The 13,471-nt window shown below is 69.3% G+C and carries 12 protein-coding genes; 5 read left to right on the top strand and 7 right to left on the bottom strand.

Going from position 1 to position 13,471, the window contains the following annotated elements:
- Positions 1-56: 56 nt before the first annotated feature.
- Complete coding sequence (locus tag AC3A6M_RS01855) at positions 57-1,133, top strand: hypothetical protein (protein ID WP_487851053.1); 1,077 nt, start codon at positions 57-59, stop codon at positions 1,131-1,133.
- Positions 1,134-1,186: 53 nt separating this feature from the next.
- On the opposite strand, the gene AC3A6M_RS01860 is transcribed toward AC3A6M_RS01855, so the two are convergent.
- Positions 1,187-1,804 (bottom strand): LON peptidase substrate-binding domain-containing protein, encoded by a 618-nt coding sequence (locus tag AC3A6M_RS01860; RefSeq protein ID WP_487851054.1) that lies wholly within the window; start codon positions 1,802-1,804, stop codon positions 1,187-1,189.
- Between the two features lie 42 nt (positions 1,805-1,846).
- On the bottom strand, positions 1,847-2,329 hold the full coding sequence (locus tag AC3A6M_RS01865) for a cupredoxin domain-containing protein (protein WP_487851055.1): 483 nt from the start codon (positions 2,327-2,329) through the stop codon (positions 1,847-1,849).
- Positions 2,330-2,458: 129 nt separating this feature from the next.
- Between AC3A6M_RS01865 and AC3A6M_RS01870 the strand changes: the two genes are divergently transcribed.
- Together AC3A6M_RS01870 and AC3A6M_RS01875 are read left to right on the top strand one after the other, a co-directional pair.
- Positions 2,459-4,735 (top strand): CHASE domain-containing protein, encoded by a 2,277-nt coding sequence (locus AC3A6M_RS01870; protein ID WP_487851056.1) that lies wholly within the window; start codon positions 2,459-2,461, stop codon positions 4,733-4,735.
- 357 nt (positions 4,736-5,092) lie between these two features.
- Entirely contained in the window at positions 5,093-5,581 is a 489-nt protein-coding gene (locus tag AC3A6M_RS01875; protein ID WP_487851057.1) for a cytochrome P450, read from the top strand.
- Between the two features lie 7 nt (positions 5,582-5,588).
- On the opposite strand, the gene AC3A6M_RS01880 is transcribed toward AC3A6M_RS01875, so the two are convergent.
- Positions 5,589-6,044 (bottom strand): glycine zipper 2TM domain-containing protein, encoded by a 456-nt coding sequence (locus AC3A6M_RS01880; RefSeq protein ID WP_487851058.1) that lies wholly within the window; start codon positions 6,042-6,044, stop codon positions 5,589-5,591.
- 175 nt (positions 6,045-6,219) lie between these two features.
- On the opposite strand from AC3A6M_RS01880, the gene AC3A6M_RS01885 reads away from it, so the two are divergent.
- A complete protein-coding gene (locus AC3A6M_RS01885) occupies positions 6,220-6,885 on the top strand; it encodes an endonuclease III domain-containing protein (protein WP_487851059.1) in 666 nt (221 codons plus the stop codon).
- 1 nt (position 6,886) lies between these two features.
- On the opposite strand, the gene AC3A6M_RS01890 is transcribed toward AC3A6M_RS01885, so the two are convergent.
- From AC3A6M_RS01890 to AC3A6M_RS01905, 4 genes are all read right to left on the bottom strand, one after another.
- Positions 6,887-7,312, bottom strand: a complete 426-nt coding sequence (locus AC3A6M_RS01890) for a nuclear transport factor 2 family protein (protein ID WP_487851060.1) — start codon at positions 7,310-7,312, stop codon at positions 6,887-6,889.
- A gap of 125 nt (positions 7,313-7,437) precedes the next feature.
- A complete protein-coding gene (locus AC3A6M_RS01895; RefSeq protein WP_487851061.1) occupies positions 7,438-9,924 on the bottom strand; it encodes a glycoside hydrolase family 3 protein in 2,487 nt (828 codons plus the stop codon).
- Between the two features lie 30 nt (positions 9,925-9,954).
- Positions 9,955-11,325 (bottom strand): GH1 family beta-glucosidase, encoded by a 1,371-nt coding sequence (locus AC3A6M_RS01900; protein WP_487851062.1) that lies wholly within the window; start codon positions 11,323-11,325, stop codon positions 9,955-9,957.
- Between the two features lie 110 nt (positions 11,326-11,435).
- Complete coding sequence (locus AC3A6M_RS01905) at positions 11,436-12,464, bottom strand: LacI family DNA-binding transcriptional regulator (RefSeq protein ID WP_487851063.1); 1,029 nt, start codon at positions 12,462-12,464, stop codon at positions 11,436-11,438.
- 173 nt (positions 12,465-12,637) lie between these two features.
- On the opposite strand from AC3A6M_RS01905, the gene AC3A6M_RS01910 reads away from it, so the two are divergent.
- Positions 12,638-13,468, top strand: a complete 831-nt coding sequence (locus AC3A6M_RS01910; RefSeq protein WP_487851064.1) for a glycoside hydrolase family 16 protein — start codon at positions 12,638-12,640, stop codon at positions 13,466-13,468.
- Positions 13,469-13,471 lie beyond the last annotated feature (3 nt).

A 13,471-nucleotide genomic window follows, 5' to 3' on the forward strand; every position in this document is an offset into this window, starting at 1 on the left:
CATCGTTTTCCTTACAACGGCGGCGGACAGTCCGCGCCAACTCAAGGAGAAACGACATGAACACCAAGACCAAGACCATCGCCCGCCACATCGCCCTGATCGCCGCCCTCGGCCTGACCGCCTCGGCCCACGCCCAGCTGCTCGGCGGCGGCCGCCTCGGCGGTTCGCTGGGCGGCATGGTCGGCGGCGCCGGCCAGTTCGGCTCGATGGGCGTGCCGGTCACCCGCGTCGACTCGCTGGCCGAAGCCCGCCGCGCCACCCGCGCCGCCGACACCGAGGCGCTGCGCCGCAACGCGTCGGTCGACGGCTCCGCTTCCGGCCAGTCGGCCCTCAACGGCGCCGTCAGCACCGCCGGCAGGAGCGTCTCCGGCGATGCCGCCGGCGCCCTCACTGGCAGCGCATCCGGCGCCGCCAGCCAGGCTGGCAAATCGATCGCGGGAGAAGCTACCGGCGCCCTGTCCGGCAGCGCTTCCGGCACCCTGGCGCAGGCCCGTTCGGCGACGGCCGGCGCGGCCGCCCAGGGTACGGGTGCGGGCAGCGGCTCCGGCGCTGCCAGCCTGCCCGGCAAATCGATCGCCGGCGATGCCACCGGCGCCCTGTCCGGCAGCGCATCGGGCGCCCTGACCCACGCCCGTTCGGCAACCGCCGGCGCCGGCACCGCTCCCGCCGCTCCCGCCGCGCCGGCTGCCCAGACGGGCGCCACGAAGCCGGCCGCCCCGACCGGCAAGCTGATCGCCGGCGGCAACGGCAGCATGGACGAGAACGGCGATGCTGCGCTGGGCGGCAGCGCACTGGGCGCCGGCAGGAGCGCCTCGACGCAGGCCCTGCGCGGCGTGGCCACGCCGGCCGGTGAAGGTGCGAAAACGCAGGCTGCCGCGACCCGCGGCTACGGCGCGGCGAGCAGCGCGAACGCCAAAAACACTGCCCACGCGACCCGCCAGGGCGTGCTCTCGGGCGCCAAGCAGGCGCGCGGTGCGGCGGACGGCGCCCGCACGGGTGCGGCCCAGGGCAGCGGCAGCGCGAGCGGCAACGGCAGCGCCGGCGGCAGCGCCGGCGGCAATGGCAACGGTGGCGTCAGCGCCAGCCTGGCGCTCGGCGGCAATGCTTCGGCGAACGCCAGCGCCGGCAAGTAATCAGCAAATAAGCGACAAGTGAGGGAATAAGCAGTGAATCGGCGAGCGCCGGCTCAGGAAGTGATGAGCCCGTGCTCGTCGAGTACGTCGTGCAGCAGCTCGAGGCGGATCATGGGGTTGTCCAGCATCAGCATGTTCTGCTTCTGCTGGTTCGGCAGCGGCAGCAATTCGCACCAACGGTTGGCGACCCAGCCGCAGTCGTCGAGGCGGAACGGCGGCTGCACCGGCCAGCGGCTTTGCGGCACGTCGTGCAGCGAGGACAGCACGCGGTCGAGGGCGTCGGCGGCGCCCTTCAGGTCGGAGGGAATGCGCACCGCGTGGTCATCCTCGACCAGTTCGGCCTCGGCCATCCACAAGCCGTTGCTGCGGCGCTCGCTCCCGAGCACCTGGAAGCGCGAACCGCCGCGGCACACCACCTGCAGCAGGCCCGGCGTCGAGGCGGTGGTGTCGTGCACCGAAGCCAGCGTACCCGATTCCACGAAACGTTCCAGTCCCTCCGGCGTGCGCACCTCCTGCCCGTGCGTCAGCAGCACGACGCCAAAGGGTGCATCTTCCGTCAGGCAATGGCTGATCATGTCGAGGTAGCGCACCTCGAAAATCTGCAGCGGCAACACGCCATCCGGGAACAGGACCGTGCTGAGCGGGAACAGCGGTAAAGAGATCGTGGCCATGCGCGCATGATGACAGATTCGCCGCGCGGGACGGAGCACGATTCAATCGTCAGGACCCTGCACCGGCAAGTCGCGAATGGCGTCGAACAGGGCCGCCAGGCGCCAGCGCAGGCGGGCCCAGCCGGGATCGGGCTGGGGCAGCACCCGCACCAGCACGTTCGACCCCGGCGCCACGTCGCAGGCGAAGGGATAGTCGCCGGCCTGCTCGAAGGGCAGGCGCACCGCATGCCCCGGCAGCACGAGCAGCTGGCCGAACACGTGCGGCGCCAGGTCGCGGTTTCTCAGCAGCAGCACGTCGCGCACGCCCAGCGTCAGGCGCACTTCGGCGGGCACCAGGGTCGGACCGGCCTGGCCGCGCAGCACTGCCGCACCGTGCGGAAACTCCAGCAGGTGTTCGCGCGTCGGGTAGTGGAGCGGCGCCAGCGCGGCCCACAGCAGCGCGGCGCACAGCAGCGCCGCCAGCGACCATTGCAGGCGGCGCAGCAGGCTGGCAGGCGGAGTGGGTTCGGTGGCGTGCATCGGCATGGGGGAATCGATGCCACAATTGTAGCCGGGGCAACAGGAGCATGCCAATCCGGATACTGTTGTGCGCCTTTTAACACCATGCACGGGTATGCTCTTGCCCACGACCACGCCCTTGCCGCGACAGCCTACATGCCGCTTTCCGATCGTTCCGCGTCCCCCGCTCCGCCACGCAGCCCGGCTTCCGTGCCGTTGCTGCTGGCTGCGCTGATTTTCCTGGCATCGCTGATCGTCACGTATGTGGTGGCGGACAATGTCGAGCACACCGCCGAGAACGAACTCGAGGCCAGCTTCAATTACCGCGCCCGCGACCTGTCCGCCGTGCTGGTGCGCCGCATGGCGGTCTACGAGCAGGTGCTGCAGGGTGCGCGCGGTTACCTGCGCGGCTCGGTCGAAGTCAGCCAGCGCGACTTCGCCGACTATTACGCGGTCCTGAAACTGAACGAGAGCTTTCCCGGCATCCAGGCGCTGGGCATCGCCGCGATCATCCCGCCGTCCCGGCTCGACGCCCACGTCGCCGCGATGCGTGCCGCGGGCTTTCGCGACTACGAGGTCAAGCCGCCCGGGCCGCGCGACATCTATACCTCGATCACCCACATCCAGCCCTTCAACGGCGCCAACCTGCGCGCCTTCGGCTACGACATGTTCAGCGAGCAGGTGCGGCGCGCGGCGATGGAGACGGCGCGCGACACCGGCGAGGCCACCGCCACCGGCCGGGTCACGCTGGTGCAGGAGGGCGCGCGCGGCGTGCAGCCCGGCTTCCTGATGTACGTGCCGGTCTACCGCGCCGGCCTGCCGCGCGCCACGGTGGACGAGCGCCGCGCCGCCATCGCCGGCTGGGTCTACGCGCCGTTCCGCATGAACGACCTGATGCGCGGCCTGGGCGGCGAGCACGCGAGCGACCTCGATGTCGAGATCTACGACGGCCGCCAGGCGAACGACGCGGCCCTGCTGTACCGCTCGCCCGGCGCACGGCGCAGCGGCGCGCGCGCGATGTTCGCGCACAGCGAGACGATCGACACCGCCGGCCGCACCTGGACCCTGTCGGTCCGCTCCGCGCCGCAGCTCGAGGCCACGCTCGACAAGCGCCCGACCGTCGCCATCGCGGTGACCGGGGTCGGCCTGGGTCTGCTGCTCAGCCTGGTGGTATGGCTGCTGGCGACCGAGCGCCGCCGCGCCCTGCAGCTGGCGAGCGGGATGACGCTCGAGCTGCGCGAATCGCGCGACCGCATCGACGCCGAGCGCCAGCGCATCCGCCTGATCCTGCAGAACGCCTACGACGCCTTCCTGGCGGTCGGCCCGGACGGCCGCGTCACCGACTGGAACGCCCAGGCCGGCAAGCTGTTCGGCTGGACCGAGGAGGAAGCGCTCGGGCGCGAAGCCGCCGAGCTGATCGCCGGGCCGGAATGGCGCGAACGCTGGCGCGCCCATTTCGCGGCCTTCACCGCGCGCGGCGAATGCGCGCTGCTGGCCGGACCGACCGAGCTGGTGCTGTCGGACCGCCACGGCCGCGCGTTTCCGGTCGAGATCGCGGTCACCGCCCTGCCCTCGGCCGGCGGCTACGGCGCGATCGCCTTCGTGCGCGACATCCGGCCGCGCAAGGAAGCCGAGGAGCGCGAACGCCAGCGCCAGCAGCGCCTGACCGAAGCGCGCACGGCGCTGCTGCGCTCGCAGAAGCTGGAAGCGGTGGGCCAGCTCACGGGCGGGGTCGCGCACGACTTCAACAACATCCTGCACATCATCAGCGCCAACGTGCAGCTCATGATGCGCAACGAGGAAAGCAGCCGCAAGCGCCTGCTCAACATCCTGGACGCGGTGGAACGCGGCAAGAAGCTGGCCGCCCAGCTGCTGGCCTTCGCGCGCCGCCAGCCGCTGCACCCCAGCGTGGTCAACCTGGCGCAGCTGATCGAGCGCATGGACAGCCTGCTGCACCGCGCCGCCGGCGATGCGATCGCGATCGAATTCGCGATTCCCGCCGCACCGTGGAACACCCTGGTCGACCCGAACCAGCTCGAGAACGTGCTGCTCAACCTGGTGATCAATGCGCGCGACGCCATGGACAACCAGGGCCGCATCACGATCTCCCTCGAGAACGTCCGCGTCGACGAGGGCAGCGCGCTGGCCGACACCCATATCCGGCCGGGCGAATACGTGAAGATCGCGGTCGGCGACACCGGCAGCGGCATGCCGCCCGAGGTGATGGAACGCGCCTTCGAACCTTTCTTCACCACCAAGCCGGAGGGCAAGGGCACCGGCCTGGGGCTGTCGATGGCGCACGGCTTTGTCAAGCAGAGCGGCGGCCATATCCGCCTGTCGAGCGTGCCCGGCCAGGGCACCACGGTCAGCATCTTCCTGCCGCGCGCGCTGCAGGACACGCCGGACCCGCTGTACATCCCGACCCCGCATTGAAAGGAGAACCCGTGGCCCCGCCCCGGACCGTGCCCGCCGACGGCGGCTTCGACCACACCCTGGCCCTGCTGTCCGAAGGCTACCGCTTCCTGCCGGACCGCTTCGAGCACTTCGGCTGCGACGTCTTCACCACCCGCCTCATGCTGCGCAGGGCGCTGTGCGTGCGCGGCGAGGACGCGGCGCGCATGTTCTACCAGCCCGGCCGCTTCACGCGCCGGCACGCGCTGCCGCCCACCACCATGGCGCTGCTGCAGGACTCCGGCAGCGTGATGGCGCTGGACGGCGAAGCGCACCGCAAGCGCAAGGCCTATTGGGACCGCTGGAGCGCCAGCGCCTGGTGGGGCTGGCGCTGGCGCAGTGGCGCGCCACGAGCATCCGGGCAGCCGGGTACGGATCGCCGCCGGCGACGACGCTTGGTTGACGATGTTCGCCCAGGAGGTGCGGCGCTACTATCCCTTCCTGCCGGCGATCGGCGGGAGGGCATTGCACGGTTTCGACTGGCATGGCATGCGCATCGAGAAAGGCACCTGGGTGCTGCTGGACCTGTACGGCACCGACATGCATCCGGCGATCTGGGGCGATCCCGGGGTGTTCCGTCCCGAGCGCTTCGAACGCTTCGAGAGCAGCGGCTTCGACCTGGTGCCGCAGGGCGGCGGCGACCACTATGCCGGGCACCGCTGTCCCGGCGAATCGGCGACGGTCGACCTGCTGAAATCGGCGGCGAAGCTGTTCGCCACCGAGATCGACTACGAGGTGCCGCCGCAGGACCTGTCGATCAGCCTGCGCCGCATCCCGACCCTGCCGGCCAGCGGGATGGTGATCGGGAAGGTCAGGCCGCGGACGTAGTGGCGGCTCAGTCGCGGATCAGGTGGCCCTGCTGCACGCGCACGTGTTCGCCGTTGCGGAAGCGCGGCTGGCCCTGCTCGGTGATGGTGCGGTAGCCGCCTTTCGCCATCTTCACGCGCACGTCGGTGTAGGTCACGGATTTCATGTTGCGTTCGATGTGGTTGCCGGCATACGCGCCGCCGACGGCGCCGGCGATGGTGGCCAGCGTGCGGCCATTGCCGCTGCCGACCTGGTTGCCCAGCAGGCCGCCGACCACGGCGCCGCCACCGGCGCCCAGGCCAGAGCCACTTTCTGCGGCGCGTTTGTACGTATGGGTCGAGACCACGGTGCCGCAGTTCTGGCACTGCGCGGAAGCGCGCGAGTGGTGGTCCGGCGCGGCCTGGGCGGCCAGCGGCGCGGCGCCGGCAGCGGCGAAGGCGGCGGCCAGGGCCAGGCGGGCGCCGAGTGCGGATACGTTTTTCATGAGATTCCCCTTAAGTGTTGTTGTCATAAACATGTATACAGGGTAACGGGAGCAAGCTGTTCCGGAAAGAGCGAAACCGTATCAAATGCAAGCGGTTGTAACGGCGCGATGCCGGCCGCGCCATCCTGTGCGCTATTGAACGGAAGCCTGGCGCGGGAAAGCTTATCCTCTGGCCATGGAAAAGCACCCATTCGACGTCGGCGTGGCATTCGAACGCATCGGGCAGGCGGTCGCCCCCTGGCCCAAGGCGGCGCTGTTCCAGCTGGCCGAGGAAGGCCATGCGTCGGTGTTCGAGCAGTTGCTGGCCTGCATCATCTCGATCCGCACCTATGACGAAGTGACGCTGCCGGTGTCGCGCAAGCTGTTCGCCCGGGCGCGCACGCCTGCGCAGCTTGCGCGCCTGACCTGGGAAGAGCTGGATCCCCTGATCAGTCCCTGCACCTTCCATGAGCGCAAGGCGCACCAGATCCTGGCCATCGCACGGGAAGTGGAACAGCGATTCGGCGGCGCGCTTCCCGGCGACCGCGACGTCCTGCTGTCGTTCGCCGGGGTCGGCCCCAAGTGCGCCAACCTGGTGCTCGGCGTCGCCTGCGGCACGCCCGTCATCAGCGTCGACATCCACGTGCACCGGGTGACCGGGCGCTGGGGTTACGTGAAGGCGCCGACGCCGGAGAAGACCCTGCTGGCGCTGGAAGCGAAGCTGCCGGAGCGCTACTGGATCGACATCAATCGCCTGCTGGTGCCGTTCGGGAAACACATCTGCACGGGAACCCGGCCGCGCTGCTCGACCTGCCCGGTGCTGGACATGTGCCAGCAGGTGGGCGTGACCGAGCATCGATAGCTCAGCCGCCCGCACCCGGTACCGCTGGCGCCTGGTGAGCCTGCACCACCTTGAGGGTATCCATCGACTGGCGGAATGCGGCAATTTGCCCGTTCCTGATGGTGAAGACATGCACCCAATCGCTGTCGAAGGGCACGCCGTTGGACTTGACGGTCCACTGGTGGTGGCCCAGCACGACCACGCGGTCGGCATCGCCGAAAAACTCCTGCGCTTCGAACGAACGCAATTGCTGCGCCTGGGCCACCATGCCGAAGAATGCGACGACCTCGCCGCGCCCATGCCGCTTGCCGGAAAACGCCAGTCCGCTCATCTCCGGGATATCCCATTCGATGTCGTCCGCCAGGTACGACAGCAAGCGCTCTTTTTCGCCCTTGACGTACGCGTCGTAAAACCGTTTCACCAGTTCGATATTCTGCCGGGTTGCCATTGCCGCTCCCTCCATGCCGACGAGACCGCGATACCAGCCATACGGTGCTGCAGAAAAGGGAAAAACGCAAGGACGCAAGCGGGCGGGCGTGGCGCGGCGCCGACGCTACGCCACGCCCGCCTCGTTCACTTCAGCGCCGCGCAGGATTGCGCATCCTGGTCCCTGGCCGCGCCACCCACGATCCGGATGTTGGCGAAAGCGGCGGCGAACGGGCCCGTGCTGGCGACGCTGAACAGGGTGTCGATGTGCGCCAGGTCGGCGCCGCGCGCGACGAAGCAGGCCAGCGGAATCTTGACGGTCTGCCTGCCCTTGCCCGCCAGGCCGGCAAACAGCGCGCCGGCGTCGACCGGACCGCCGGCCACCGCCAGCGTGACGGCGCCGGCCGGCGCGGCCGTGACGATGGCATCGAACTGCAGCGCGCCGTCGGCGGCGGCGAAGGCCGGCAGCGCGGCCGCCCTGTCGCCGTGCGCTTCGAGGCGCGCGGGGCCGCTCCAGGTCACCAGCTTGCCGTCCTGCTGGGTGTTGACCTGGCTGGACTCGGCCTTCACGCCCGGTAGCCGGACCACGCGGTTCAGGTCGGCGCCGAGCGCCTCGCGCTGCGCGCCGCTGACGAGGTACAGCGGCCAGGTGGCGCGGTCGGCCTGGTCGAACACCGGCCAGGACGTGGTCACGCCGCAGCCGCCGGCCGGGAAGGCCGCGTCCAGCCTGCCGACCTTCGACGGGCGTCCGTACTTCAGGCCATAACCGGTGGCGAACAGCGGCGCATAGTCCTTGTCGCCCCGGTTGAGCGGCGTCTGGCAGGCCGACTTCGGCCACGAGAACGACAGCGTGCCGCTGAACTCCGCATGGTCCCTGAACAGCACATCGGCCACGCCCTTGCCCTCGGTGCCCGGCAGCCAGGCCATCACGAAACTGTCGGACAGGTTCATCAGGTCGTTGACATACAGCGGACGCCCGGCCACCAGCACCGTGACCACCGGCTTGCCCTTGCCCGCCACCCTTTCGAGCACGGCCAGGTCTTCCGGATAGCGGCCGCTGTGGCGCAGGGTGCCGGACGGGCCGATGTCGCCGGCGCCTTCCGCATACGGCGTCTCGCCGATCACCGCCACCACCGCGTCGAAGGCGGCGAGGTCGACGCCGGCGCCATCGAGGCTGTAACGCACGTTGGCGGCGCCGGCCTGCGCGACGATGCCGGCCAGGATCGTGTCGCCGTTCGGGAAGTCGGCGTTGCCGTTGTCGGTGCCCTGCCAGGTCAGGCTCCAGCCGCCGGTCTGGTTCGGCATGCTGTCGGCGCTCTTGCCGACCACCAGGATGCGCTTGCCGCGCCTGAGCGGCAGCGCGCCGCCGTCGTTCTTCAGCAGCACCAGCGATTCCCGTACCGCCTGGCGCGCCAGCGCGCGCGCCTGCAGCGCGTCCTGCTTGCCGGCGTAGCGGTTGTCGGACGGCTTCCTCAGGCCGGCGCGCAGCTTCACGCGCAGAATGCGGGTGACGGCGTCGTCGATGCGCGCCATCGGGATCTCGCCGCGCTCGACCTGCTTGATGGTGTTGGCGATGAACGCCTTCCACTCGTCCGGCACCATCACCATGTCGATGCCGGCGTTGATCGCGGCCGCGCAGCTGTCGTTGCGGCAGCCGGGCACCTGGCCGATGCCGTTCCAGTCGGAGACGACGAAGCCGTCGAAGCCCAGCTTCGTTTTGAGGACGTCCGTCAGCAGCGCGCGCGAGCCGTGCATCTTGCCATGGTCGACGCCGTGTTCGACGTCGTACCAGCTGTTGAACGAGGCCATCACGGTCTGCGCCCCGGCCCCCAGCGCGCTGTAGTAGCCGGCGCCGTGGATGTTGATCATCTGCGCGGTGCTGGCTTTGGTGACGCCCTGGTCCTTGCCTTCCTCGGTGCCGCCATCGCCCATGAAGTGCTTGGCGGTGGCGACCACGCTGGCGTCCGAACGGAAGCTGCCCTGCAGGCCGCGCACGTAGGCGTCGCCGTAGGCGCTCACCAGCGCCGGCTCCTCCGAAAAGCTTTCGTAGGTGCGGCCCCAGCGGTCGTCGCGCACCACCGCCAGGGTCGGCGCGAACACCCAGTCGATGCCGGTCGCGCGCACCGCCTGCCCGACCGCGGCGCCGATGCGCCCGACCAGCCTGGCGTCGTGGGCGGCGCCCAGTCCGATATTGTGGGGGAACAGGGTCGCGCCGAACACGTTGCTGTTGCCGTGGATCGCATCGATGCCCCAGATGACCGGCACCTTCGTCGCCATGTCGGTGCTCATCGATGCTTCGTAATAGGCGTCGGCCAGGGCGACCCATCTGGCGGCGCTGGCGTGCTTGTCGTTGTCCGGCCAGCTGCCGCCGCCATTCAGCACCGAACCGAGGTAGTACTGGCGCACCTGCTCCGGCGTCACGCTCTTGATCTCGGCCTGGGTCATCTGGCCGACCTTCTGCGCCAGCGTCATGCCGGCCACGATCCTGGCGATCTTCGCTTCGAGCGCGGCGTCGGGGCGGATCGCGCTGCGGACCTGCGGCCAGTCGGCCAGCGGTGCAGGCGCAGCGGATGCGGCGGCGGATGCGGCGCCCAGCAGCGCGGCGGCCGCGATGAGATAGTTTTTCTTATGCATGGTGATTGTCCACGGTGTTGATGGCATGCCTCAGCGTTCCTGCTTCAGGAAGGCGCGGTACCATTTTCCGCTGCCCTTCAGGCGCCGCTGCTGGGTCTCGAAATCGACATGGGTCAGGCCGAAGCGGCGCGTGTAGCCCTCGGCCCATTCGAAGTTATCGAGCAGGCTCCAGGCGAAGTAGCCCTTGACCCGGCTGCCCCGGGCGATGGTGTCGCGCACCGCGTCCAGGTGGCGGATCAGGTAATCGCGCCGCTCGCGGTCGTCGATCTCGCCGTCCGCGCCGACCACATCGTCCCAGGTCGAGCCGTTCTCGGTGATGTAGATCGGCGCCGGGTCGTAATCGGCCTCGATGCGGCGGACCAGGGTGCCCAGGCCTTCCGGCGACACTTCCCAGCCGAACGCGGTGCGCGCCACGCCCTCGCGCGCCACCACGCGCGCCTCGAGCGGCGCGGCGCCGGGAGCGTGCGCGATGAGTTCGGGGAAATAGTAGTTCAGGCCGAGGAAATCGGTCGGCGCGGCGACCGCTTCGAGGTCGCCCGCCAGCACCACCGGCGCATCGGCGGCGCAGCGTTCGAGGATATCGGCCGGATAGCCGCGCCCGTGCAGCGGATCGAGGAACCAGCGGTTGCGCAGGCCGTCGTGGCGCACGCAGGCGGCGACATCTTCCGGCCGCTCCGATGCGGGCGACAGCGGATGCAGGCTGAGCGCGATGCCGGCCTGCGCATCGGCGACGTTGGCGCGGATCGCCGGCAGCGCCAGCCCGTGCGACAGCAGCACGTGGTGCGACACCTGCAGCGCGGTGCGGAAATCGCGGATGCCGGGCGCGTGGATGCCTTCGAAATGGCCGTGGATGGCGGTGCACCACGGCTCGTTGTGGGTGATCCAGTGCTTGACGCGGTCGCCCAGGTGGGCGCTCATGACGTGCGCGAATTCGGCGAAGGCGTGCGCGGTGGCGCGCTCGTTCCAGCCGCCCTGCTCCTGCAGGTACTGCGGCAGGTCCCAGTGGTATAGGGTCAGCCATGGCTGCAGGCCGCGTTCGAGCATGCCGTCGACCAGGCGCGAGTAGAACGCCAGTCCTTCCGGATTGGGGCGGCTGCCTTTGCCGCTGAAGATGCGCGGCCAGGCCACCGAGAAGCGGTAGGCGTTCAGGCCGAGGTCGCGCCCGATGTCGAGGTCCTCCGGCCAGCGGTGGTAGTGATCGCAGGCGCGCGCGCCGCTCGAGCCGTCGCGGATCGCGCCGGGCCGTTCGCAGAAGCGGTCCCAGATCGACGCGACCCGCCCGCCCTGCTGCGCGCCGCCTTCGATCTGGTACGACGAGGTCGAGCAGCCCCACACGAAGTCGCTCGCAAAATCGGTGCGCGCGATGACGGGCGGCGCGCTGTCGTGGATGTTGATTGTCATGTGTTCGTGATCGTGCCAAAGCCGCGGTGGCGCTGGCGCCCACGCATGGAAAGGTTTCCAAGTGTAGCAAAGAAATGCCGCGTGTGCGCATCCTCAGGAAATTTTCGGCGTCAGGCGGCGCGCCGCGTCGCCACCGGGGCGTCGGCCAGCGAGGCACGCTCGGTCAGGCTGATCGGAAAGTCCCGGGCTTCCGGGCGCGTCCCGCCGTAGCAGCGGTTGAGCAAGGCGTTCAGGCCGCTCAGGGTCACGTCGCGCCAGGGAATATGCACGGTCGTGAGACGCGGCGCCGAGAACTTCGCGCTCGGCGTATCGTCGTAGCCGAGCACCGACACCTGGCTCGGCACGGCGATGCCGGCCTGCTGGAAATACGACAGCGCGCCCACCGCCATTTCGTCGTTGGCGCAGAACAGCGCGGTGAAGCGCCGCTTCGACGCCACCAGCTCGGCCGCCGCGGCCCACCCTCCTTCGGGCGAAAAGTCGCTGGCCGCGATCCACAGCGCGCCGGTATCGATGCCGGCTTGCGCCAGTTGGCCGAGGAAGCCCTCGATCCGCTCGACGTTGTCGGGCGAGGTCGCCGGCCCCGCGATCACGGCGATCTCGCGGTGTCCGCGTTCGAGCAGCGTGCGCGCGGCCAGCACCCCGCCGGCGCGGTGGTCGGGGGCGAAGCACTGGCCGGACAGGCCTTCGGAACTGTGGTTCAGCAGCACCACGCGCGACTGCTTCGGGCCCAGCGCCGCGATGTCTTCGTCGCTCAGGTCGTTGCTCATCGCCAGCAGGCCGTCGCAGCCGCGCTCGATCAGGAACTCGATGCCCTCGATGGCCTGGCGCCGTGCATCGCCCGAACCGGTCCCGAACGCGACCACCATGTGCAGGCCGGCGGCGCGCAGCTCGGTATCGATCAGCTGCAGGATCGGCGTGTAGAAGGTGCCCTTCAGGATCGGGATATACACGCCGATCATGCGCGAAGAACCCGACAGCAGGGCACGGGCCGCGTGCGAGGGCCTGAAGTCGAGTTCCTCGATGGCCTTCTTCACGCGCTCGAGCGTGGCCGGCGAGACCGAGCCCTTGCCGCTCACGACGCGCGAGGCGGTGCCCAGTCCCACTCCCGCCAGGCGGGCTACGTCCTTGATAGTTGCCACGGCATCCTTCGCTTGCTGGTTCAGATATTGGTAAAAGCATACTGCATTTATAGCGCCCGGACTACCCGGGCCGGCCGCGCCAAAAAAACATCGCCACTGCCGCGTCGGGATGATATATTTCAAAAAAGATGGAAACGATTCCAGATCGACATGAAACAGCACACGGAGACCCAGTGAACACCCCTACCCGACTCATCATCGCCGGCCTCTGCGCGCTGGCCGCCTGCCAGTCCATGGCCGCCGCCCCCATGCCGCCGGGCGGCAAGCCGGCCGGCTACAAGCTGGTGTGGGCCGACGAATTCGACAAGCCCGGCCTGCCCGACCCGCGCAAGTGGGACTACGACGTCAGCATGAACAGGACCGGCTGGGCCAACGAAGAACTGCAGTACTACGCCAAGGGGCGGCTGGAAAACACGCGCGTTGCGGACGGCAAGCTGCTGATCACGGCGCGCAAGGAAAAGCTCACGGGCGCGGCCGACTTCGGCGGCCAGGCCTATACCTCGGGACGCCTGTACACGCGCGGGAAGTTCGAATTCACCTACGGCTATGTCGAGGTGCGCGCCAAGCTGCCGTGCGGCCCGGGCACCTGGCCGGCGATCTGGATGCTCGGCACCGGCGAGGGCTGGCCGGAACAGGGCGAGATCGACATCATGGAACACAGCGGCATGAAGAAGGGCGAAGTGCTCGCCAGCCTGCACACGGGCGCCTTCAACTGGCCGAACAATACCCAGATCACCGCGCCGACGCGCGTCGAAACGGTCTGCGACACCTTCCACAACTACCAGCTGACCTGGGACGCCGACCGCATCCTCATCGGCGTCGACAACAGGAACTACCTGCAGTTCGCCAATCCGAAAGACGGCGACCACCACAAATGGCCGTTCAGCGATCCGCAATACCTGATCCTGAACCTGGCCATCGGCGGCATGATGGGCGGCCCGGTGGACGAGAAGATCTTCCCGGCCACGATGGAAGTCGACTACGTCCGCGTCTACCGCCGCTGAGCG

It is taken from the genome of Telluria sp. Soil_C_11, from assembly GCF_057657395.1.